At 71.1% G+C, this 23,733-nt stretch carries 19 protein-coding genes and 1 tRNA gene; 19 read left to right on the top strand and 1 reads right to left on the bottom strand.

All coding sequences use genetic code 11. The features are described 5' to 3' along the window. Position 1: 1 nt before the first annotated feature. The 19 genes from IT355_07510 (at position 2) to ftsA (ending at position 23,142) form a co-directional block, all read left to right on the top strand. A complete protein-coding gene (locus IT355_07510; GenBank protein MCC7053100.1) occupies positions 2-346 on the top strand; it encodes a roadblock/LC7 domain-containing protein in 345 nt (114 codons plus the stop codon). Between the two features lie 155 nt (positions 347-501). Beyond that, positions 502-2,421 carry an ATP-binding protein gene (locus IT355_07505; protein ID MCC7053099.1) on the top strand — a complete coding sequence of 640 codons (1,920 nt, stop codon included), beginning with the start codon at positions 502-504 and terminating at the stop codon, positions 2,419-2,421. Continuing rightward, on the top strand, positions 2,421-4,043 hold the full coding sequence (locus tag IT355_07500) for a DUF4388 domain-containing protein (GenBank protein ID MCC7053098.1): 1,623 nt from the start codon (positions 2,421-2,423) through the stop codon (positions 4,041-4,043). Before IT355_07505 ends, IT355_07500 begins: the two co-directional genes overlap by 1 nt. A gap of 213 nt (positions 4,044-4,256) precedes the next feature. Next, entirely contained in the window at positions 4,257-5,342 is a 1,086-nt protein-coding gene (locus tag IT355_07495) for a tetratricopeptide repeat protein (protein ID MCC7053097.1), read from the top strand. Continuing rightward, positions 5,273-6,319 (top strand): hypothetical protein, encoded by a 1,047-nt coding sequence (locus IT355_07490; protein MCC7053096.1) that lies wholly within the window; start codon positions 5,273-5,275, stop codon positions 6,317-6,319. The genes IT355_07495 and IT355_07490 overlap by 70 nt, the downstream gene beginning before the upstream one ends. Before the next feature lie 391 nt (positions 6,320-6,710). Further along, a tRNA-Val gene (locus tag IT355_07485) sits at positions 6,711-6,784 on the top strand. Between the two features lie 67 nt (positions 6,785-6,851). After that, the gene (locus IT355_07480; GenBank protein MCC7053095.1) at positions 6,852-8,579 is read left to right on the top strand and encodes a hypothetical protein; all 1,728 of its coding nucleotides are present in this window, start codon (positions 6,852-6,854) and stop codon (positions 8,577-8,579) included. A gap of 129 nt (positions 8,580-8,708) precedes the next feature. Then, complete coding sequence (rsmH, locus tag IT355_07475) at positions 8,709-9,662, top strand: 16S rRNA (cytosine(1402)-N(4))-methyltransferase RsmH (protein ID MCC7053094.1); 954 nt, start codon at positions 8,709-8,711, stop codon at positions 9,660-9,662. Continuing rightward, on the top strand, positions 9,644-9,964 hold the full coding sequence (locus tag IT355_07470) for a hypothetical protein (GenBank protein MCC7053093.1): 321 nt from the start codon (positions 9,644-9,646) through the stop codon (positions 9,962-9,964). Before rsmH ends, IT355_07470 begins: the two co-directional genes overlap by 19 nt. Further along, on the top strand, positions 9,951-11,981 hold the full coding sequence (locus tag IT355_07465) for a hypothetical protein (protein MCC7053092.1): 2,031 nt from the start codon (positions 9,951-9,953) through the stop codon (positions 11,979-11,981). Before IT355_07470 ends, IT355_07465 begins: the two co-directional genes overlap by 14 nt. Beyond that, positions 11,981-13,453, top strand: coding sequence for a UDP-N-acetylmuramoyl-L-alanyl-D-glutamate--2,6-diaminopimelate ligase (locus IT355_07460; protein ID MCC7053091.1), 1,473 nt, complete (start codon positions 11,981-11,983; stop codon positions 13,451-13,453). Before IT355_07465 ends, IT355_07460 begins: the two co-directional genes overlap by 1 nt. Beyond that, positions 13,450-14,868, top strand: a complete 1,419-nt coding sequence (locus IT355_07455) for a UDP-N-acetylmuramoyl-tripeptide--D-alanyl-D-alanine ligase (protein MCC7053090.1) — start codon at positions 13,450-13,452, stop codon at positions 14,866-14,868. The genes IT355_07460 and IT355_07455 overlap by 4 nt, the downstream gene beginning before the upstream one ends. Positions 14,869-14,892: 24 nt before the next feature. Further along, positions 14,893-16,032 (top strand): phospho-N-acetylmuramoyl-pentapeptide-transferase, encoded by a 1,140-nt coding sequence (locus IT355_07450; protein MCC7053089.1) that lies wholly within the window; start codon positions 14,893-14,895, stop codon positions 16,030-16,032. Next, positions 16,029-17,417, top strand: a complete 1,389-nt coding sequence (gene murD, locus IT355_07445) for a UDP-N-acetylmuramoyl-L-alanine--D-glutamate ligase (GenBank protein MCC7053088.1) — start codon at positions 16,029-16,031, stop codon at positions 17,415-17,417. Before IT355_07450 ends, murD begins: the two co-directional genes overlap by 4 nt. Next, complete coding sequence (locus IT355_07440; GenBank protein ID MCC7053087.1) at positions 17,414-18,586, top strand: FtsW/RodA/SpoVE family cell cycle protein; 1,173 nt, start codon at positions 17,414-17,416, stop codon at positions 18,584-18,586. Before murD ends, IT355_07440 begins: the two co-directional genes overlap by 4 nt. Positions 18,587-18,594: 8 nt before the next feature. After that, on the top strand, positions 18,595-19,695 hold the full coding sequence (locus IT355_07435) for a glycosyltransferase (GenBank protein MCC7053086.1): 1,101 nt from the start codon (positions 18,595-18,597) through the stop codon (positions 19,693-19,695). Between the two features lie 14 nt (positions 19,696-19,709). Further along, positions 19,710-21,125: a UDP-N-acetylmuramate--L-alanine ligase gene (murC, locus tag IT355_07430; protein ID MCC7053085.1), complete on the top strand. Its 1,416-nt coding sequence runs from the start codon at positions 19,710-19,712 to the stop codon at positions 21,123-21,125. Then, the gene (locus IT355_07425) at positions 21,122-21,877 is read left to right on the top strand and encodes an FtsQ-type POTRA domain-containing protein (GenBank protein ID MCC7053084.1); all 756 of its coding nucleotides are present in this window, start codon (positions 21,122-21,124) and stop codon (positions 21,875-21,877) included. The genes murC and IT355_07425 overlap by 4 nt, the downstream gene beginning before the upstream one ends. Further along, entirely contained in the window at positions 21,874-23,142 is a 1,269-nt protein-coding gene (ftsA, locus tag IT355_07420; protein ID MCC7053083.1) for a cell division protein FtsA, read from the top strand. Before IT355_07425 ends, ftsA begins: the two co-directional genes overlap by 4 nt. A 391-nt stretch (positions 23,143-23,533) precedes the next feature. Here the strand turns inward: ftsA and IT355_07415 are convergent, their stop codons facing one another. Next, on the bottom strand, positions 23,534-23,728 hold the full coding sequence (locus IT355_07415; GenBank protein ID MCC7053082.1) for a hypothetical protein: 195 nt from the start codon (positions 23,726-23,728) through the stop codon (positions 23,534-23,536). Positions 23,729-23,733: the final 5 nt, after the last annotated feature.

The raw sequence follows: 23,733 nt of genomic DNA, 5'->3' as shown, positions 1-23,733 counted from the left end.
CATGGCGAATTACGACCGCGTGGTCGAGGAGCTCATGCATACCGCCGGCGTCCATGCGGCACTGGTGGTCTCCCGGACGGACGGGATCGTCGTCGATGGCAACGTCCACATCGGCACCGATGCCGATGCCATCGCCGCCCTCGCGGCGCGCCTCTACGCGCGGGCCGCCCTCGCCGCCACCGCCGCCGACGGCACCGAGCCGGGCTTCCTCCACCTCGAAGGCGAGCGCGGCCGCGTGTGCGCCGTCCCGCAGGGCGATCTCCTCCTCGTGACCGTCGCCGAGCCGTGGACCAACCTCGGCCTGCTCCGGCTCACCATGCGCCGGCTGGCCCAGGGCCTCGGCTGACGGCTGGAGTCGGGGACGTGGCGGTAGATTGACGGGGTAGCCATGTTGCCTGGGTGAGCAGGTGCCAGGCAGGTGAGCTGTACGGTTGTTGGGCAAGCGGACTCAAGTGCCCAATCCGGTAGGCCAGTCGTCGTTGGCTGGACACCGCAGACCCCATGAAACTCGATCAACGCCTCCGCTTCGATTCGTTCGTCACCGGCTCGTCCAATCGCCTCGCCGTCGCAGCCGCGAAGGCGGTCGCTGACGCACCCGGTGTGTTGTACAACCCGCTCTTCGTGTACGGCGCGTCCGGCCTCGGCAAGACGCACCTGATGCACGCGGTGGGCCATGCTGCGCGCGACAAGCAGCCCTCCCTCGGCGTCGAGTACGTGGCGCTCGATGACTACATGGAGGAGTTCCACCAGGCCACCGAAGGCGGACGGCTCGACACGTTCAAGCGACGCTACGAATCGGCCGGCATCCTGCTGCTGGATGACGTGCAGTTCCTCACCGGCCGCGCCGAGGTGCAGGGTGAGCTGCTGCGCCTCTTCAACGTGCTCCAGGGGCGCGGCACGCAGATCGTCATGTCCAGCGACCGGCCGCCCGACGAGATCACCGACGTCACCGACCGCCTGCTCACACGGCTCACCGGCGGCCTGATCGTCGACGTCGGCATCCCCGATTACGAGACGCGGGTCGCGATCCTGCAGAAGCTCCAGGCCGAGCGTGCGGCGCGGTTCCGTGACGGCGTGCTCGAGGAGCTGGCGCGGGTGGACTTCTCGAACATCCGCGAGCTGCAGGGCGGCTTGAACCGGCTGCTCGCGCTGCAGGGCATGAGTGACGCCGCCATCGGCGTCTCCGACGTGCGCCGGCTGGTCGGGCTGCGCGGACACACGCCGCTCGCGAACGTCATCATCCACGCCGAGGCCGAGGTCGAGCCGGCCCCGCGTCCGGGGGACTACGACACCTTCGTGCAGGAAGTCGCGACGGCCGTGGTCGAGCAGGTCGAGGAGTGGCGCGTGCGCCTGGCCGATGCCGCCTCGCGCTGGCGGGCCGAGGGCATCAGCGTGGCGGTGCTCGATCGTGCGCTCCAGTTGCGCGAGGCGCCCGACGTCGACGGCCTGCTCGCCACCTTCGGCGCCGCCGTCGAGTACCTGCGCGACCTCGAGCGGCAAGGGTCGGCGGCCGATGCCTCGCTCAGCGGCCAGGCCATCTTCCGCGATCCGGAGCGGGTGAAGGAGGCGCACGCGCTGGTGCAGCAGGCCGTGAGCGCGATCGAGCCGCCGCCGCGCCCGGAGCCGGCGTGGACCTTCGCCGGCCTGCACGAGGGTCGCGCCAACCAGCTCGCGCTCCGCGCGGCCCGTGCGGTGGTCGGCGCGCCGGGCACGCAGTACGTGCCGCTGGTGATCACCGGCCCCTCGGGCAGCGGTCGCACGCACCTGCTCCATGCCATCGGCAACGCGCTCATCGACGCCGGCGTGCAGACGGTGGCCTGCGTCGGCGCCTCGGTCTTCGCGGAGCAGCTCATCACCGCGCTGCGCGAGGGGGCGGTGGAGAAGTGGCGCGCGCGCTATCGCAACGCCGGCGCGCTGCTGCTCGACGACATCGAGGCCGTCGCCGGGAAGGAGCGCACGCAGGATGAGCTCTTCCACCTGTTCAACGCGCTGCAGAGTGCCGGCCGGCAGGTGGTGCTCACCTCGAGTGTGCCGCCGAACCAGCTCGCGACGCTCGAGGACCGCCTGCGCACGCGCTTCGCGCAGGGCCTCGTCGTCGAGCTGGGCAGCCCCGACATCGCACAACGCGCGGCGCTCATCCACCAGTACTTCGACACGCACCACACCATCGTCAGCGACCAGGTCGTCTCGCACCTCGCCGACCGGCCGGCGCGATCCGTGGGTGATGTCCTGAACGTGGTGCGGCGCCTGCACGCGGCGGCGGCACTGGCCGGTGCACCGATCACCCCGGCCTTCGTGGCGGCGGAGCTGGATGGCGCCGCGGCGCCGCGGCGCGGCACGCGACACCTCATGGGCGACACCGAGAACTTCGTGCACCGCTGGCCCGACCTCACCGCCCGCCTGATCGAGGACGCCGACTGATGGCCATTCGCGGCAGTCTCAAGGAAGCGAGCTTCCCCGACGTCCTGCAGCTCCTGGCGCTCGGCCAGAAGACCGGCTGTCTCAGCATCGTCGACGGCACCAAGTTCGGGTCGGTGTTCTTCCAGCAGGGCAAGATCTCGTTCGGGGCGATCGTCAACCGGCGCGACCGCCTCGGTGACTCGCTTGTCAAGCGCGGACACATCAATCGCGACCAGCTCGACGAGGCGCTCCGCCTGCAGCTCCAGCACCCCGGCCGTCGGCTCGGCGAGCTGCTCGTCGAGGCGGGATTCGTCTCACGCGACGTGGTGGACCGGGAGCTGCGGGCGCTGGTCGAGGAGGCGGTCTTCTCGCTCTTCACCTGGACGCAGGGCATCTGGACCTTCGAGCCCGACGTGCATCCCGACGGCCGCCAGCTCACGGTCTCGATCAACCCCGAGTCGCTGCTGATGGAAGGGGCGCGCCGCACCGACGAGTGGTCGCTGGTCGAGCGCCGGTTCCCGAGCTTCGACATGGTCTTCGAGATGGACGCGGCCCGCGCCGGCCTCTCCGATCCGCTCTCCGGTGAGCTCGCCGAGGTCTCGCACCTCCTCGACGGCCGCCGCTCGATCCGCGCCGTGATCGAGCGCTCCGGGCTGGGCGAGTTCGCGGTCGGCAAGGCGATGTACGAACTGCACTCGCAGGGCCTGCTCATCGCCGTCACGCAGCCCGAGGCGCCGGCCGATGAGCACGATGCCGGCATCAGCGCCACCGAGAAGGCACTGAAGATGGGCCTCGCGCTGTCGAAGGCGGGGATGATCGAGGATGCCTCCCGCGAGTTCCGGAAGGTGGTCGAGTCGGCACCGAACGAGCCGACGGCCCGCCATCAGCTCGGACTGCTCGCACTGCGGCGCGGCGCGTGGGACGACGCGGTGGGCTGGCTGGAGCCGCTCGCCCAGCTCGATGACACGGGTGCGGTCATGCTGCACCACCTCGCCCTGGCGTACGAGGGGCTGGGTCGTGAGCTCGACGCGGCGCGCATGATCGAGCGCGCGGTGCAGATCGGCGGCGCGTCGCTGCCGCAGGTGGAGTTGTCCCGCGCACTGCACGCGTTCCGCCTCGGTGACTACGCCCGTGCCGAGCAGCTGCTGGCGTCGGCGCGCACGCGCTTCGACGGCGATGCACCACCGGCGATCTGGTTCCACTACGCCTCGCTGGTGGCGGCGGCGCGGGACGATGCGGACCAGGCGCAGGCGCTGCTGGAGGAGGGCATCCGCACGCACCCCTCCGTCGGCGTCCTGCACGCCAACTACGCGGCACTGATGCTGACGCGCGGCGCACTCACCGCCGCCGCGGCCGCCGTCGAGCGGGGCATGCTCCACGCGGCGAACCTCGCGCCGTTCCAGAAGACGGTCGGGGATCTCGCGCACCGCGTCGCGCGCTACGACGACGCGATCGAGTCGTACCAGCGTGCCGTGCGGCTGGAGCCGGCCCTGGGGCCGGACATCTACCTCAAGCTGGGTGAATTGCGATACCAGCGCGGTGAGGTGGTGGAGTCCCAGCGGTGCTGGCAGCGCGTCCTCGAACTCGATCCGGGGAACCGGCAGGCGCAGGTCAGCCTCGAGGCCATCCGCCGCGCCTCCTGACCCGTCGCCGGATGCGCGCGCACGATTCTGGCAGGCGCGACTGTACGGGGGTGGCGGCGCGTGCCGTCGCCGACGTTCGACCCGGCCTGACCCTTCCCGGAGCACGCGCACGGTGTCTGTGATCGGATCGCTGCAGCCGATACTCTTGTTTCCAGCAGCCGCGTCCAGAGGGTTCGCGGCCGGGCAGCCGCAGTGTCGCATTTCGGAGAGTACGTGACGATCATCCCCCCCTCAGCCGAAGACCTGCTGAGCCACCTTCGTGCGCAGGTCGACGAACTCACCCGCCAGCTGGCGGTGGCAGGCGTCGACTCGAGCGACGCGCTTGCGCTGAAGCAGCGGATCTTCCTCCTGCACCGGTCCGTCGCGCTGCACGCGCAGGTCATCGACGCGCTGCAGCACGACGTGAAGGCGCTGGTGGACGGGTGGAAGGTGAAGTTCGTGCCCGCCGCGCCGGCCACGCCGGCCGTTGTCGCGCCGCCGGCCGTGGGTGCGCCGGTGTCGCCCGTCGAGACCCCTGGCGCCGTGACCGCACTCGAGGTCTCGTTCCCGTCGGCTGACCCGCTGCTGGAGGACGAGGCGGCGGTCAGCACCGCGGCCGTGGTCTCGACGCCGGCGATGGTGACGCCCACCCCGCGCAGCGCCCCGCAAGTCCGCTCGGCGTTCGGGACGCCGGTGCAGGGGCAGCCGCGCGTCATCGACGAGCTGAATGCCTCCACCTTCGTCGAGCGGGGCTGGAGCCGCATCGCCACCGGCGACTATCCCGCCGCCGAGGAGTCGCTGGAGAAGGCGCTCGCGCTCAACCCCGGCGATGCGCAGGCGGAGACGCTGCTGGGCTGGGCGCAGATGTCGCAGGGGCGGTTCGACGCGGCGCTGGCCCTGTTCGACCACGTGCTGGATCGCATTCCCGACCACGCGCTCGCGACCATCAACGTCGCTTTCGTGCACCTGCGGCGCCGCCAGTTCGACCAGGCCATCGCCCTGCTGACGCGTGCGATCGCGCTCGACACCGATCGCAAGGCCACCCTGTACGCGCACTTCTACCTCGGTCTCGTGTACTTCGAGCAGCAGCAGTACGCCGAGGCGATCGGCGCGCTGCTGCGGGCCATCGAGCTCGGGCCGAACCTCATCGAGGCCCGCTTCGAGCTGGGTCGCGTGTACTGGTTCGCGGAGCGCACCGACGATGCGATCGCCACGTGGCGCAAGGCAGCCGACGTCAACAAGTTCAATCCATGGAGTGCCCGCTGCCGGGAGATGCTGGTGACGATCGCGGACGGAGGCGCTCCCTCGCGCGTGGCCTGAGGCGCTGGTGCGGCGCGCTCGCGCTGGGCGCGTGTGCGCTGCTGGCCGCCGGGCCGCTGCCGGCGGCACCACCCGGGGCGCTGCGGCGGGATGCCGGCCGCTTCACCATCCTGCACTATGCGCCCGACGCGGCGCTGGCCGACGCGTTGCTGCGCTCCGCCATGGCGCGGGACACCTTCCCGGGGTTGCCGCGCAGCGGCGCACGCGTGCTGGTGATGCTCGCCCCCGACGCCGCCACGTTCACCGAGTGGGCCGGTCGGTCCGCCTTTCCCTGGACCGCGGCCCTCGCCTTCGTCGGCCAGCAGCGCATCGTGATGCAGGGGCGGGGAGCGCCGTCGTCCGCCGGTGATCCGCTGGTGGTGCTCCGGCATGAACTCGCGCACCTCGCCCTGTACGACCATCTCGGCGGCGCGTCGACCCGCTGGTTCGACGAAGGCTACGCCAGCTACGCCGCCGGTGAGGAGCGGACCACGGGCTTCCTCGCCACCAACGCCGCGCTGGTGTTCCGCGGCGTGCCCACCCTTGCCGGCCTCGATTCGCTGCTCTCGAATCCGCGCAGCGGCGAGGCGAGGGCGGGGTACGCGCTCGCGCTCCGCGCGGTCTCCGACCTGGCGGCCATCGACCGGGAGCGCGGGCTCGGCCCGCTGCTCGCGGCCTGGAAGGAGCGCGGGAGCTTCGATCTCGCGCTCCGGCGCGCTGCCGCCGTCACCGCGGGGGATTTCGAGCGTGACTGGCAGCAGCGCACCCGCTGGAGCTTCGGCTTCCTGGCCCTCGTGGCGGACGGGGCGATCGGCACCCTCCTCCTGCTGGCGCTGCTGGTACCCCTCCACCGCCGCCGGCGCAACGCGCAGCGCGCGCGCCTCGACGCGATGCGCGCCCGGGAGGCACTGCTCGAGCGGGCCGCCCAGAGCTCGGCGCTCGACGCGCTGCTGGGCAGCCTGCCCCCCGTGCCGCCCCGGCTGCCCCCCGATGCTTGACCCACCCGCGCGGAACGCGTAGCCTCACGTCCTATGGCTACCTCCGAGTCGGAATCTCCGCGCCGTCCCCTGCTGTGGTGGGGGCTCGCTGCTGCTGCGCTGCTGCTGGGCTATGCGGACCTGGCCCGCGGCGGTACAACGTTTGCCCCCGTGCTCCTCGTATTGGGGTACTGCGTGCTGGTCCCGGTCGCGATCCTGAAGTAGGCCGAACACCCGCGCTCGCCGACGCCGGCGTGCGAACGTTACGATCCGGTTAAGTGCATGCGCCGGGCGCACTTCGTTGCCATGCGGCGCTTGCCACTGTTACGGGCGGCGGGCACTTTTCCGCCCGGGGGGCACTACAACTGCGTGAAGGCCTGATGTGGTCGTCTGCAGGGGTGGAGAGTCCGTCGGGCGAATAGCTCAGCTGGTTAGAGCACCTGTCTTACACACAGGGGGTCGGGGGTTCGAACCCCTCTTCGCCCACCTGCAGATCTCGGGGCTGCGGCACGACGCGGCAGCTCATTTGGCATCACCATCGTGGAGGTCGTAAGTGAGCGTCCGGATTCCTCAAATCGCCTGGCTCGGGCTTGTTGCCGGCACCCTGACCACCGCGCTGGAAGCGCAGGTGGCCCGTGCTCCGGATCCCAACACCCCGCGGATGATGGTGCTGACGTTCCGGAGTGCCACCCCTGGCAATTCTGGCGTGCAGGCCGCCGACGCGCTGCGGAGCCGCATGAGTTCCGAGGTGCCGTACAAGCAGCTCTGGCAGATCCCGAACACCGAGATCAATGCGGTGCTCGAGGCCTCGGGCTATCGCAAGGACGAGCCGCTGTCGTCGAACGACGCCCGCGAGCTCGGCCGGCAGCTGCGCGCCGACGAGTTCGTGCAGGGCACCGTCCGCCGCGAGGGTGAGTCCTGGCGCATGGAAGCGACGCTGCACCTCGTTCGTGACCCGTCGCTCGCCCAGCCGCTCACGCTCGCCACGGCGCCCAAGGCCGGCGACGCCGCCAAGCTGCTCTCGGCCGAGCTGGTCGAGGCCCGCAAGCAGCTCGTGCCGGAGCGGAACTGCGTGAACGCCGCACGGGAGAAGAACTGGGACCGCGCCATGGCCGCCGCCCGGGAGGGCATCGCCCTCTTCCCGAAGGCCGTGATCGCGCGCACCTGCCTGCTCAATGCGATGTTCGAGACGAAGGCCTCCGACGAGGCGCAGCTCGCCATGGCCGAGGAGATCCTCGCGATCGACTCGCGCAGCCGTCGCGCGCTGTCCATCGCCGGCGACATCTACCGCCGCCGCAACCTCGCCAATCCGCGTGACACGGCGAACGCCAACAAGATGATCCAGGCCTACACGGGCCTGATCGCAGCCGATCCGACGAACACGCGCCTGGTCGAAGACGTGACGAAGGCGATTGCCGGCGCCGGCAACCCGGGCGTTGCGCTCCCGATCATCCGCAAGGCCGTCGAGGACAACCCGGGTGATGCCGCCCTGATGCGCACCCAGTTCCTCGTCGAGCTCGCGGCGCGTGAGACGAAGGCCGCGATCCGCACGGGCACCGACCTCGCCGCGCTGGATACGGCCATGACCGATACCAGCTACTTCTTCCGCATGGCCGCCGCCTACCAGGCCGACAGCCAGCCGGCGAAGGCCGCCGAAGTCATCGCGCAGGGCGTGACGAAGTTCCCCGAGAACGCCAGCCTCCTCGTCGTCTCCGCCCAGGCGCAGCGCGCCGCCGGCCAGACGCAGCAGGCGGTCGAGACGCTGAAGAAGGCGCTGACCCTCGATGCCAACGTCGAGAAGGGCCAGCTGCAGCTCGCGCAGCTCTATGGTGAACTGAAGCAGGCCGACAGCGCGTACGCGGCGCTGGTGCTCGCCGACAAGGGTGCCGACAGCGTGCTGGTGGGTGACGTGGCGCTCGACCTCGGCAACAAGGCGCAGCGTGAAGTCGCGGCCAGGCCGGATGCCACCGACGCGGACTACGCCGCCGTCGTGAACTACCTCACGCTCGCCGATGCGAATGCCACCAGCCCGGAGCGCCGCCAGCAGGCGAAGTTCCTGATCGGTGCCGTCTCGCTGCGGCACGGCCAGGCGTTGCTGAAGGCGGGTGCGGAAGGGCGGAACTGCGACCTCGTGAAGAAGGCGCAGGCCGAGTTCGCGGTGGCACAGGTGAACGTGCCGGCGGGTGGCCGCTTCGCGCCACAGGCCGCCGGTCAGCTCATGCAGGCGCTCGGCCAGCTCATCCCGGCCGGCGAGCAGACGGCGAAGGCGGTCTGCAAGTAAGGCACGATCGGCCCTGAGCCGGGTGCAGCGCCCGCCGTCCTCACCGACGGCGGGCGCTCTGCTTTTCCGGCGCGTCCGGCGCACCCGGCGCGACTATATTGCGGCTCGCTGCCCACCCAGCCCGCCCGCATGATCGCCTCGCCAGAGACACCCACCGCCGTGACGTACGCATCGCCCTACCACGCCCCGGTGCTGGTGGACGCCGTGCTGCAGGCCTGTGCGCCGGCGGTCAGGGTTCTGGACGGGACCCTTGGCGGCGGAGGCCACACGGCCGCCCTGCTCGCGGCGGGGAAGCGCGTCACCGCCCTGGACCGCGATCCCGCGGCCATCGCCGTGGCCGGTGCGCGCCTCGCGGACGCCTGCGCCGCGGGTACCCTCGAGATCGTCCGCTGCAACTACGCCGACGTGGACAGCGTCGCCGCGCTCGACGGCCGGACCTTCGACGCCATCCTGCTCGACCTCGGCGTCTCGTCGCGCCAGCTCGACGATGACGCGCGCGGATTCTCGTTCCGCATGGGGGCACCGCTCGACATGCGCATGGAGGCCGCCGGCGCCTCGGCGGCCGACTGGCTCAACACCGCCGACGATGCGACGCTCGTGCGCGCCTTCCGCGAGTACGGCGACGAACCGCGTGCGCACCGCCTCGCGCGGGTCGTCGTCGAGCGTCGCATGTTGCGCCCTTTCGTGCTCAGTGACGATTTTGTCAACGCGATCCGCGCCACCCTCGGCGCGCGCTCCGGACCCTCCGATTTCGCGCGCCTCTTCCAGGCACTCCGGATCGCGGTCAACGACGAACTGGCCGGTCTCGCCCGCGCACTCCCCGTGCTGCGCGATCGCCTCTCTCCTGGTGGACTGTTCCTGGTGATGGCCTATCACTCCGGTGAGGACCGGCTCGTGAAGCACGCATTCCGTGACTGGAGTGCGGCCTGCACCTGCCCGCCCCGCGCGCCATTCTGCCAGTGCAGCGGCGTCGCCGCCGGGACGCTGCGCACCCGCAAGGCCATCCTCGCCGACGCCGGCGAGGTTGCCCGCAACCCCCGCGCCCGCAGCGCGCATCTCCGCATATGGCAGCGCGCCGAGTAACGCCGCCGCGCCGCCGCGGGCGCACCACCGTCTTCCTGGCGCTGGCCGGGTTCCTCGTCGTCACCGTGGCGGTCATCGCCCGCCGGTCCTACGGCCGCACCCTCCAGCGTGACCTGAGCGGCATCGAGCGCACCCGCACGCAGCTCAGCGGCGAGGTCATCAAGCTGGAGGCCGACATCCGCTCCGCCTCCAGCCGCAACCGCCTCGCACCGCTGGTCGAGTCCACGCTCGGCATGCGCGTGCCCTCCGACACGCAGGTCATCGACCTCCAGCTCACCGAGGCGCCACGTGTCACTCCGTGAACGCCTGGGCGGGCTGCGCGACCGCTTCACCCTCGTCGAGTGGGGCGTGGGGCTCTTCGCGCTCGCGATCGTCGTCAAGGCGGCACAGGTGCAGCTGCTCGACGGTGGCAAGTGGGCCGCGCTGGCCACGCGCCAGCAGACGCGCCTCGAGCGACTCCCGGCGCCGCGCGGCCGCATGATCGACGCCAGCGGCATGCCGCTGGTCGAGAGTCGCGAGCTGGTCACGTTCAACATCGCGCCGCGCGAGGTGCGCCGCGAGGACCGCCAGCTCCTCGCCCGCACGCTGCGCAAGCTCAACGCCCCGAAGCCCTACCAGCGCCGCGCGCTCGACACCACGCGCAAGTGGGTCAACCTGCCCGGCCGCTACGCCGTGGCCGATGCCGGCCCGATGATCGGCATGCGCGGCGTGTACGCCACCTACGAAATGGCCCGCCTGATGGCGATCCAGTCGCGCGGCGTGCGCGCGGTCGTCGGCGGCCTGGATGGCGACAGCGCCATCAGCGGCCTCGAACTCTCGCTCGACTCGCTGCTGCAGGGCACCACCGGCACCCGCCACCTGATCAAGACCGGGCGCGGCGACCGGCTCGAGTCGCCGGACGCGCCGATGATCGCGCCGGTGGCCGGCAGCGAGCTGACGCTCACCATCGACTACACGCTGCAGGACATCGCCGAACGCGCCCTCGAGAGCGCCGTGGCGGCCAACAACGCCGATGGCGGCGACGTCGTGGTGCTCGACCCGCGCACCGGCGAGATCCGGGCGCTGGCCAGCCGCACGCGATCCGGGGTGGCCACCAAGCTCACCGCCGTCACGGACCCGTACGAGCCCGGCTCCACCCTCAAGCCGTTCGTGGTCGCGCAGCTCATCGCCGATGGCCGCACCCGGCCCGACGAGGTCGTGAACACCTTCAACGGCACGCTCAACTACAAGGGCATCCGCCGCATCACCGACGCCCATGTCGCCCCGCGCATGAGCGTCACCGAGGTGCTGGCCCAATCGAGCAACATCGGCATCGTGACGCTGCGCGACCGCATGTCGAACCGCGACCACTACTCGCTGCTCCGCAACCTCGGCTTCGGCACGCCGACCGGGCTGTCGTACCCGGGTGAATCGCGCGGCTCACTGCCGGCGTTCGGCCGCTGGCATCCGCTCACCCCGTCGTCCCTGGCGATGGGCTACGAGCTCACCGTCACGCCGCTGCAGCTCGCGGTGGCCTACGGCACGCTCGCCACCGATGGCTTGCTGATGGAGCCGACCCTGGTGCGCGAGGTCCGCGGCCCCGACGGGACCGTGCGCTGGCGGCACACCCCGCGACTCGTGCGGCGCGTCTTCACCCCCGACATCGCCCGGCAGATGCGCGAGGTGCTCAAGCACACGATCACCGAAGGCACCGGCCGGAGCGCCTCGCTCACCAAGTTCGCGCTCGCCGGCAAGTCGGGCACCACCAAGCTGCTGCGCAACGGGAGCTACAACTCCGGCGACTACACCGCGAGCTTCGTCGGTTTGTTTCCGGCCGACAATCCGCAGCTGGTCATCCTGGCCAAGCTCGACCGGCCGCGGAACGGGCAGGTCTACGGCGGCCTGGTGGCCGCGCCGATCCTGAAGGCGATCATCGAGGGCGCATTCGCCTCCACCCGCACGGCCATCGACCGCCGGGCGCTCGCCACGCAGGTCATTCCCACGCCGCCGGTGCCGGATTCGCTGGCCGACGACAGTGTGATGGCGCTGCCGGCGGCTGCACCGGTCCGCGTGGCACGGCGCGTGCGAGCGGAGTCGGCGGAGGGCGCCGTGCCGTTCCTGATGGCGATCGCCCCGGCCCGCAATCCGTCGGCTGCCCCGGCCGCCGCGCCCCGGACGGTCCCCTCGGTGGCGCAACTCCCGATGCGCGAGGCGCTCTTCACGCTGCATGACAAGGGCTTCCGCGTGATCGTCGACTCGGCCGGTCCGGCCGGCACCACACCCGCGGCGGGCAGCAGCGCGCCGGCGGGCAGCATCGTGCGACTCCATCGCGCGCCGTGATGCCACATGGAACATCCGCCGCGATTCTCGACGCGCTGACCCGCCACGGCCTGCTCGTCGCCGTCCGCGGTCCTCTGCCGGCCACCTTCGCCGGCATCACCGACGACAGCCGCGTGGCACGCGATGGGGTCCTGTTCGCCGCCGTGAAGGGCAACGCCCGCGACGGGCACGCCTATCTCGGGCAGGTCGAGGCGCTGGGCGCCAGTGCAGCCCTCGTCAGCGATGCCGACGCCACCACGTTGCCGGCCATCATCGTCTCCGACACGCGCCGCGCGGTGGCGGTGGCGGCCGCGGCGTACTTCGGCGCGCCGGCAGACGCGCTCACGCTGGTCGGTGTCACCGGCACCAACGGCAAGACCACCTCGGCCAGCATGCTCCGCCACCTGCTCTCGCGCGAGGGGGCCGACGCCGCCTCCATCGGCACGCTCGGGGTGCTCGTCGGCTCCGAGGGTCGGGTGCTGCCCGGAGGTGGCGGACTCACCACGCCCGGCCCGATCGAGTTGCAGCGTGTGCTGCGTGAACTCGTCGACGCCGGCGTGCGGCAGGTGGCGATGGAAGCCAGCTCGCACGCGCTCCACCAGCACCGGCTGGAGGGGCTGCCGTTCCAGGCGGCGCTCTTCACGAACCTCACGCGCGACCACCTCGACTATCACGGGTCGATGGCGGAGTACCTGTCCGCCAAGGCACTGCTGGTCGGCCTCCTTGCCGACGATGGCTGCCTGGTCGTGAATGCCGACGACGCGGCCTGGGCGGCGCTGCCGCCAACGGCGCACCGGCGGCTCACCTTTTCCACCGGCGCGCACGCCGCTGACGTGCGGGCCAGCGAGGTCGTGTTCAGCCCCGTGGGCAGTCGCTTCACGCTGCACGCCCACGCCGGCGACGCGGTGGCGGTGGTGCTGCCGCTGCTGGGCGACTTCCAGGTTGAGAACGCGGTCGGCGCGGCGGCGGTGGCCGTGGCGCTCGGACTTCCGCTGGCGGAGGTCGGGGCACGGCTGTCGTCGATGCCGCAGGTGCCGGGGCGACTCGAGCGCCTGAGTACCGCCCCTGCGGTGCTGCGCGACTACGCACACACGCCCGACGCCCTCGAGCGCGCGCTGCAGTCCGTGCGGCCCTTCGCCACCGGGCGCGTGATCGTTGCCTTCGGGGCCGGCGGTGACCGTGACCGCGGCAAGCGTCCCGAGATGGGCCGCGTCGCGGCGGCGCTGGCGGATGTCTGCATCGTCACCAGCGACAACCCGCGCACCGAGGTCCCGTCGGCGATCATCGACGACATCGTCGCCGGCATGCCGCCGGGGCGGGCGCTGTGCGAGGAGGACCGGCGCGTCGCGATCGCGCGCGCGATCGCGATGGCCGGCCCGGACGACCTCGTGCTGCTGGCCGGCAAGGGCCACGAGACGTACCAGATCCGCGGCACCACCAGCTACCCGTTCGACGAGGCGGAGATCGTGGCAGAACTCACGGCGGCCCGATGACGGCGCCACGTCCGTCGCTCGCGAGCGACGTGCCCTACACGGCCACCGGTCGCGCCTTCTGGACCATGGATCGCGTGGCACAGGCACTCGCCGGCTGTGCCGCCGCACCACTGCCGGCCGGGTCGCGCGAGTTCACGGCGGTGAGCACCGACACGCGCACCATCACGGTCGGCACGCTGTTCGTGGCCCTCGTGGGTGAGCGCTTCGATGCCCACGACTTCCTCGTCGAGGCCGTGGCGGCGGGTGCGGGCGCGCTGGTCGTCTCCGATGCGGCGCGTGCCGCCGGCACTGGCGTGCCGGTGTTCGTGGTGCACGACACGCGTGCGGCATACGGTGCCCTCGCCGCCTTCCGCCGGCATGCGTGGGGCAGGCCGGTGATCGCGATCGGCGGGTCGAACGGCAAGACCAGCACCAAGGCCATGCTGGCCGCGATGCTGGCCGGTGCTTACGACGTGCACGCCACCGCCGGCAACCTGAACAACGAGATCGGGGTGCCGCTCACGCTGCTCACGATCCCGGACGACTGTGACCTGGCCGTGATCGAGGCCGGCACCAACAACCCCGGTGAGATTGCCCGCCTGCGCGCGATCATCAGCCCGGACGTCACCGTCATCACCTCGATCGGCGAGGAACATCTCGAGGGGTTCGGCGACGTCGCCGGGGTGCTGCGTGAGGAGCTCGCGCTCACGACCGGTGTGCCGGTGGTGGTGACACCCGCGGCGCACCCCGAGGTCGCCGAGGGCGTCACCGGCGCCGGCCAGCAGGTGGTGGTGGCCGGCCTGGACGACGGCCACATGCACCCGCTGCGCTGGCGCCTCGAACCGGATGGCACCGGCACGCTGACCTTCGAGGATGGCGACCTCCACATCCCGCTGCGCGGCGTGCACACCCTGCGGAACGCGATGCTGGCGGTGACGGTGGCCCGCGGCTTCGGGGTCACGCTGGAGCAGATGCAGTTCGGCCTGTCCCGCATGACGCAGCCCACGATGCGGGCCGCCGTCGGGACGGTCGGGTCGGTGTTGCTCGTGAACGACGCGTACAACGCCAACCCGCCGTCCATGCGTGCCGCCCTCGACCTGCTCGAGGCCGTGGGACAGGGCCGGCCGCTGGTCGCGGTGCTCGGCACCATGCGCGAACTCGGGGCAACGGCCGCCGCGCTGCACGACGACGTCGCACGCGATGCGCTGCGCCGCCCGCTGGCCCTCATCGCGGGCGTGGGCGAGCTGGGTGATGCGCTGCGGCGCCTCGCGCCCGGTGACCCGCGCGTCCTCACCGCCGCCGACGTGCCGGACCTCGAGTCGGCATTGCTTCGTCGCACGCCGCGTGATGCCGCGATCCTGCTCAAGGGCTCACGCGGCGTGCGCCTCGAGCGCCTCGTGGCGCCGATCACCGCCTGGGCCACCACGGCCTCCTGACCCCACTCCAGCCACCCCGACGTGCTGTTCCACCTTCTCGCGCCGCTGCAACCCTACTGGGACCCGTTCCGGCTGATCTACTACATCAGCTTCCGCGCGGTCGCCGCCGCGGTGACCGCGTTGCTGATGGCGTTCCTCGTCGGCCCGCTGATCCTCACCCGGCTCCGGGCGATGGCACTGCACCAGATCGTGCGCGAGGGCACGCCGGATTCGCACAAGGCGAAGGGCACCACGCCGACCATGGGCGGGCTGATCATCCTCGCCGCCACGATCGTGCCCACGCTGCTCTGGGCGAAGCTGAACAACCGCTACGTCCTGCTGGCGCTGGCGGTGATGGCGTGGATGGGAGCCATCGGCTTCCTCGACGACTACCTCAAGCTCCGCCAGAAGCGCATGGGCGTGAAGAACGAGGGCCTCGTGGAGCGCTACAAGCTCGCCGGCCAGGTGGTCATCGGCGTCGCGCTCGGACTCTACCTCTGGCTCGACCCCATCAGCACGCTGCCGGGCGCGTCCACCACGCTGCCGTTCTTCAAGTACGTGCTCATCGTCCCGTTGTCGCTCGGCTTCGCCTGGCTGTACGTGCCGTTCGTCACGTTCATCCTCACCGGGACCAGCAACGCCGTGAACTTCACCGACGGGCTCGATGGCCTGGCGGCCGGCCTCTGCGCCATCGCCGCAGTGACGTTCGCGATCTATGCCTACGCCATGGGACGCATCGACACCAGCAGCTACCTGCAGCTCTTCTACCTGCGCGGCGCCGGCGAGCTGACCATCTTCTGCGCCGCGATGTTCGGCGCCCTGATCGGGTTCCTCTGGTTCAACGCCTTCCCGGCGCAGGTGTTCATGGGTGACACGGGGTCGCTCGCGCTGGGCGGTGCCATCGGCGCCGTCGCCATCCTGCTCAAGAGCGAGTTCCTGCTCGCGATCGTGGGCGCGGTGTTCGTGGCCGAGATGCTCTCGGTCATCATCCAGCGCACCGTGTTCAAGTACCGCCGGAAGAAGCACGGGCTCGAGTTCGCGCAGAAACACCGCGTCTTCCTCAAGGCACCGCTGCACCATCACTTCGAGATGAAGGGATGGCCGGAGACGCAGGTGGTGGTCCGCTTCTGGATCATCGGCATCCTCTGCGCGTTCCTGGCGCTGGGCACCCTCAAGCTGCGATGACGATGGCGGCGACCGGGGGGGAGGTGGCCGTGATCGGGCTCGGTCGCTCGGGTGCCGCGGTGTCACTGCTGCTCCGCCGCGACGGGCGCGCGGTCTACGCCTCCGACGGCGGGTCGTCACCCGCGCTGCACGCCACCGCAGACACGCTGCGTGCGTCGGGCGTGACGGTGGAACTCGGGGTGCACGACCTCGATCGCATCGCGCGCGCGGCACTGGTCGTCGCCAGTCCCGGCGTGCCGCCCGGCGCCGCGCCGCTGGCCGCCGCCCGTGCCCGCGGGGTGCCGGTCGTGGGAGAGATGGAGGTCGCGCTCCGCGCCATGCCGGCGCTGCGTTACGTCGCGATCACCGGCACCAACGGCAAGACGACCACCACCGCGCTCGTCGGCCACCTGCTCCGCGCGCTGGGCCGTGATGCCGTGGAAGCGGGGAACATCGGCACCGCACTGGCCGACGTGGCCCTGCGCGATCCACAGCCCGGCTGGGCGGCGCTCGAGTGCTCGAGCTTCCAGCTGCACGACACGCCGGGCATCCGGCCCACCGTCGGCGTGGTCACGAACCTGAGCCCGGACCATCTCGACCGGTATGCCTCGCTCGATGCGTACTACGCGGACAAGGCACTCCTGTTCGCCAACGCCGCTGCCGGGTCGGTGTGGGTGCTCAATGGCGATGACGCGGGTGTCATGGCGCTGCACCGCCGCCTGGCACCGGACCGCGCGCTGGCGGGCACCGTGCACACCTTCCGCCTCGGGACACCGGCCGACGCCTGGTACGAGCCGGCGACCGGGATCCTCCACCTGCTCGGTGAGCCGCTGCTCGCCCGCAGTGAGTTCCCGCTCGTCGGCGACCACAACGTGGCCAACGCGCTCACCGCCGCGCTGGCCGTCGCCGTCGCCGATCCGGCGCATGCGACACCCGCGGCGCGCGCGCGGATCGCCGCTGCACTGCGGACCTTCCACGCCCTGCCGCACCGCCTCGAGCCCGTCCCCACCGACGACGGCCGGCTCTGGCTGAACGACTCCAAGGCGACGAACGTGAGCTCGACGCTGGTGGCGGTGCAGGGCATGACGCGGCCCTTCGTGCTGCTGCTCGGCGGGCGCCACAAGGGGGAGCCGTACACGGCACTGGCGGCGCCGTTCCTCGCACACGGCCGCACCGTGCTGGCCTACGGCGAGTCCGCGGCGGAGATCGTGCACGACCTGGCCGCCCTCGTGCCCGTCGAGCGGGTGGAGGGCACGTTCGCGCAGGTGATCGAGCGCGCCCGCGCGCTCACGGCACCCGGTGACGCGGTGCTGCTGTCGCCGGCGTGCTCCAGCTACGACATGTTCCGCAACTACGAGGAGCGCGGCGCCGCGTTCCGGCAACTCGCCAGGGGAGGCAGGTCATGACGGCTGCGGTGACGGTGGAAGTGGTCCGGGAACGGTGGCGCATGGGCGTCGAGGCACGCGCGCTGCTGCTGATCACCGCCATCCTCCTCGTGCTCGGCCTCGCGACGGTCTACAGCGCCACGGTGATCGTCGCGCAGCAGAAGAACCTCACCCCGTCGTACTACCTCGTCCGCCAGCTCGTCGGCGCGGGCCTGGGCATCGTGGCGTTCGCGGTCTGCGCCAAGTTCGACGCCGAGCGGCTGCGGGAGTACGCGTGGCACATCATGATCGCGTCGCTGGTGTCGATGCTCCTCGTCCTGCTCATCTCGAGCAACGTCAACGGATCCAAGCGTTTCCTGTTCAGCCATGCCGTGCAGCCCTCGGAGTTCGCGAAGGTCGCGGTGATCCTGTGGACGGCCATGCTCGCGGCCAAGAAGGGGGAGCAGCTGCGGCGGCTCGGCAAGGGCCTGCTGCCGTTCTTCGCGGTCAACGGCACCCTGGCGGTGCTCGCGATCCTGGAGCCGGACGTCTCGGTGGCGCTGTTCTACATGGCGCTGATGGGCGCGATGCTCTTCATCGCCGGCGCGCGGGTGGGCCACTTCCTGCTCATCGGGCTGCTCGTCATCCCGCTCGCGTGGGGCCGGATGAACGGCTACGTGAAGTGCCGGATCGCCGACTGGCGCGACCAGCCGCGTGCCGTCGGCTGTGCGCAGGACATCAACCTGCAGACCCGCCAGTCGATGATCGCCATCGGCGCCGGCCGCATGTTCGGCGTCGGGTTCGGAGAGGGCCGCCAGCAGAGCGGCTTCCTGCCGTTCCAGTACACCGACTTCATCGGCTCCAACGTCGGCGAGGAGTGGGGATTCGTCGGCCTCTTCACCGTGGTGGCCCTCTTCGGCGGCTACGCCTGGCTCGGCTTCCGGATCGCTCGCGACGCCCGAAGTCAGTTCCTGCAGCTCACGGCCGTCGGCCTGACACTCACCACCGTCATCACGGCGTTCGTGCACCTGGCGGTCATCACCGGGCTCTTCCCGAACACCGGCCTCACCCTGCCGTTCATCTCCTACGGCCGCAGCAACCTGCTCATCTCGCTGGCGATGACGGGGATCCTCGTGAACATCGGCAGCTCGCGCGAGCGCGTTTACAGCGACGCCCTTCCGGACCCGATTCTCGGGATCGGCGCGCGCTGATGGGTGCCGTGGGCAGCTTTTATGTCGCGGGTGGCGGCACCGGCGGTCATCTGTACCCGGGGCTCGCCATCGCCGACGCCCTCGCCAGCCAGCGCCCCGACCTCGACATCCGCTTCATCGGCGCGCAGCGCGGGATCGAGCGGACCGTGCTGCCCACCACCCGCTGGCCGCACGAGCTGCTCGACCTCCACCCGCTCTACCGCAGCGCGCCGTGGCAGAACTGGAAGACGCTGCGCGGCCTGGCCAGCGCCCTTGGCACCATCGGCCGGCTCGCCGACGCGCACCCCCCGGTCGGAGTGCTCGGCACGGGCGGATACGCCGCGGGTGCCCTGCTGGGCTACGCCCGGCTCAAGGGCATCCCGTACTTCCTGCAGGAGCAGAATGCCGTCGCCGGCCTGACCGTCCGCTGGTTCAGCCCGGCCGCGCGGGCCACCTTCGTCGGGTTTCCCGAGGCCGTCGCCACCCTGCCGCCCGCCGCCCGCAGTCGCACGGTCGACACCGGGAACCCCATCGCGCCACCCCCCTCGCCGCTCCCGGATCGCGCGGTTGGACGCGCCCGCTGGGGATTCGGCGACCAGGTCACGCGGGTGCTGCTGGTCTTCGGCGGGAGCCAGGGCTCGCGCGCGATCAACGACGCCATCGCCGCCTGGCTACCCGCCGGACTGCCGGCCGGATGGGGTGCGATCTGGGTGACGGGGCCGTCCGAGCACCCCCGGTTGGCGCACCTCGCCAGTGAACGCGTGCGGGTCGTCGCGTACCAGAACCCGATGGCGCAGGCGTACGACACCGCGGATCTCGCCGTGGCCCGCGCCGGCGCCATGTCCACCGCGGAACTCTGCGCGTGGGGCATCCCCATGGTGCTCGTGCCGTTGCCCACCGCCGCGGCGGACCATCAGTCACTGAATGCGCGCGCACTCGCCGCGGCACACGCCGCGCAGGTGGTCCCGCAGTCGCAGCTGGGGCAGGGTGCACTCGGCGCGGCGTTGGCTGACGTATGTTCCTCCGGTGACACGCTGTCGGCGATGGGCACGGCGGCGCGCCTGCGGGCGCGTGTCGACGCCGCGCACGTCATCGCCGCGCGCATCCTGGCCTCACTGAACCTGCAGTAGCTTCAACTCCATTCATGGCTGTCGATTCCACGACCAGTGCCCGCATGCGCGATGACGCGCTGCGCCTCTTCCGCGAACCGGACCCGAGGCCGGTGCATTTCGTCGGCATCGCCGGCGCCGGCATGAGTGCGCTGGCCGAGTTGTTCGTGCGCCGCGGTGTCACCGTCACGGGCAGCGACATGAGCCCGGCGGGCAACGCCGACCTGGAGGCGCTGGGCGTCACGGTGCACCGCGGGCACGACGCCGCGTACGTGCGCGGCGCGCGCGCCGTGGTGGTGTCCTCCGCGATTCCCGCCGACCACGTCGAGATGGTCGAGGCAGGCGCACTGCGACTCCCGGTCATCCGGCGTGCGGAGGCGCTTGGTGCAGCCGTCGCCGGCATGCAGATCGTCGGCATCGCCGGCACACATGGCAAGACGACCACCACGGTCATGACGACCGAGGCGCTCGCCGGCACCAGTGCCGCACCCACCGGCATCGTCGGCGGCCGCGTGCACCGCTGGGGTGGCAACCTGCGCTGGGGCGGCGGCACCACGGTGGTGGTCGAAGCAGACGAGTACGACCGCTCGTTCCTCGCCCTGCACCCCACCATCGCCGTCGTCACGAACGTCGAGGCCGACCACCTCGACATCTACACCGACCTCCGCGACATCGTCGCCACGTTCGAGGCGTACCTGGCGGAGGCGCATGGTGTCGTGTTGTGTGCCGACGATCCCGGTGCGAACGCGCTGGCCGTGCCGGCACAGGCGGAGCTGATCCGCTACGGCACCGACACCCCCGATGCCAGGCTGGTGGGCATCGTCGAGGGTGACGCGATGCGCATCGTCTTCGACGGCGCCCCGCTCGGCACGCTCACGCTCCGTGTGCCGGGACAGCACAATCGCCGCAACGCGCTGGCGGCCATCGGTGCAGGGCTGATGCTCGGCCACTCGTTCGACGCGCTCAAGCCCGGGCTCGAGGCGTTCGTGGGCGTGGAGCGGCGGTTCGAGCGGAAGGGTGAGGTGCACGGTGTCCTCGTCATCGACGACTACGCGCACCATCCCACCGAGGTGCGCGCAACGCTCGAGGCGGCGCGCGCGGCCTTTCCCGGTCGCCGCATCGTCGCGCTGTTCCAGCCGCACCTCTACACTCGCACCCGCGACTTCGCGGACGACTTCGGGCAGGCGCTGGCCGCAGGCACTGACTGCTTCGCCCTGACCGACATCTACAAGGCGCGTGAGCACCCGATTCCCGGTGTCACCTCGACGCTTATCGCCGATGCGGCGGATCGTGCGGGGCACGCGCCCGACTGGCTGGGATCGCGCCGCGACGCCACGCCGGCATTGCTCGCGCTGGTGCGGCCGGGGGATGTCGTGCTGACGATGGGTGCCGGTGACGTGACGGCGGTCGGGCCGGAACTGCTCGAGGCCCTCTCGGCGAGGTCGGCATGACGGCGGCCGCGCGCGTGACCGCTGCGCCGGCGGCCGAGCCTGCGAACACCGACCTTCGCCGTCGTGGGGCCGTGGCTGGCGCCGTGCTGGTGACGGCAGGCCTGCTCTACTGGGGGCTCCCGCGCCTCCTCAGCAATCTCGAGTACTTCCACGTCCAGACGGTTCAGCTCGAGGGCGCGCGGTTCCTCTCACCCACCGCGGTGGTCGCGGCGCTGGGCGCCGACACGACGGCCAGCGTCTTCGACGACCCGAAGGGGTTTGCCGCCAAGGTGGAGGGTATCCCCCTCGTCGCCCGCGCCAACATCCGGCGGCGCCTCCCCGGCACGCTCGTCGTCGCCATCGTCGAGCGCACCCCGGTTGCCCTCGTCGCGACCCGGGACGGCTTCCGCGGTGTGGATTCCGCCGGCACCCGCCTGCCGATCGACCCGGCGGTCTCCGCCTTCGATGCCCCGGTCGTGCTGCCACCCGCCGGCCCGCGCGACACCGTCGCCGATCGCCGCCTCTACAACCTGCTCGGCACGCTGCGGTCACGTGACCCGCTCCTCTTCGACGCGATCGAGGAGGTCCGCCGGATCTCGACCACCGAATGGCACCTCTGGACCACGCACCAGCGTGTCCGGGTGACGCCGCAGGTGACGCTGGACCGTCTGGCAGACATTATTCCTGTCGAGCAGGACCTCGCTCGCCGCCGGATCCGCGCAGCCGAGCTGGACCTGCGCTTCCGCAACCTCGTCATCGCCAGACTGCCATGAGTCCTGACCGCCTTGTCGCCGCGCTCGACATCGGCTCCGCCCACACCACCGCCCTCATCGCGGAGGTGATCGGCGAGCTGCCGAGGCGCCCGATGCTCAAGGTGCTCGGCGTGGGCACGGCGCGAACCGCTGGGTTCCGCCGTGGCGTGGTGTCCGACATCGAGGAGACGACCCGGTCCATTGCGCAGGCGCTCGGTGACGCCGAACGGATGGCAGGGCAGAAGGTCGAGTCACTGTATGTCGGCATCGCCGGCGAGCATGTGCAGACCATGACCAGCCAGGGCATCGTGGCCGTGAACGGGGACGAAATCACCCGTGCCGACGTCGACCGGGCGAACGAGGTGGCCCGTGCCCAGTCCATCCCGCGCGAGCGGGAACTGCTGCACGCCATTCCGCAGGAGTACACGGTCGACAAGAATCTCGGGGTCCGGGATCCCGTCGGCATGGTCGGCACGCGCCTCGAGACCGAGATGTATCTCGTCACCGTCGGGGCGTCGCCAGCCAACAACATCCGGAAGGCGGTCGAGAAGGCCGGGTACCGCACCCGCGACCTCGTGCTGGCCCCGCTCGCCAGCGCGCTCGCGGCGCTCACCGAAGACGAGAAGGAACTCGGCGTGGTGCTCGTCGAGATGGGGTCCGGCACCACCGACCTCGCCGTCTTCCTCGAGGGAAAGATCCGCCACGTCGCGACGATCAACCTCGGCGGGCAGAACGTCACCGCGGACATCATCCATGGGCTCGGCGTCTCGCCCGTGGACGCCGACCGCCTGAAGGAAGAGTACGGCTGCGCCTACGAACCGATGATCCAACCCGGGCAGTTCATCACACTGCCCAGCACGGTGACCCAGGGTGACCGGCAGATCCCGTACGAACTGCTCGCGCACATCATCCAGCAGCGCACCGACGAGATCTTCGATCACGTCCAGCGCGACCTCGAGCGTGCCGGGTTCGCCAAGCAGCTGAACGCCGGCGTGGTCGTGACCGGAGGTGCCTCGGTCACCGCAGGCATCGCGGAGCTGGCTTCCGACCTGTTCGGGCAGACGGTCAGGATCGGCCTTCCGGAAGGTGTGGATGGTCTGAAGGAAGCCGTGAATTCGCCGCGCTTCAGCTGCGTCGTGGGTCTGGCCCAGTTCGCTGCGGGCCGCGTCGCGATTGCCTCCATGCTGCAGCCGGCCGCTGCCGCGAAGCGGACGGGTGCGCCGACTCCGGCGGGTGTGAACCAGATCGTGGGGAAGGTGAAGGAGTGGTTCCAGGACTTCTTCTGAGGCGGACACCGGAACGCCCGGAGGACTCGGGCGGCTGACCGGACGGTGGGCAGGGGGTCGCTGCGTTCGCCAGGACATGGAGTTGCAGCGGCTGTTCGACGGGCGCGTTCCAGCAATGGGACGCGCCCTTTTTTCTCGCCATCACGCACGTCCAACGCTCACCGGGAGTTGGCACGCGAATCCAGACAACCTGCACCGGCGGCGCGGCGTGCCGGTCGTGTGTCGCGGCAACGTGCCGACTTGGCTCCAGTGCTTCCGGGCAACCGTGTGGTGCTCCCGATGGTGAGACCAGGTGCGTCCGGGCAACGTCCTTCCTGCGGCAGCACGCGAGGCGTGGGCAGGTAAGTGCTTCACCCGGATGCCGTTGGCTGGCGATCGCTCCTGCCGACGGTCAGGCTGCCGTCAGCGTGGCGGCATCTTGACGGCCGTGGTACGCGCCATAGCGTTGCAGGAAGCCATTTGCTATACTCTCGACTGAAATCCTGCTCGCGGCGCCCGTCGTGTCTCCGGGCCAGCGAGTTTCCATGATTGTTTGCACGCCGGTCGCCCGGTCACTCTCCTGCCATTCCGCGGAGCGCAGCGCCATATGTC

The organism is Gemmatimonadaceae bacterium (assembly GCA_020851035.1).
Classification (GTDB): domain Bacteria; phylum Gemmatimonadota; class Gemmatimonadetes; order Gemmatimonadales; family Gemmatimonadaceae; genus JACMLX01.
Note: the sequence above shows the minus strand (reverse complement) of the source record. Positions and strands in the feature narration are given on the sequence as shown.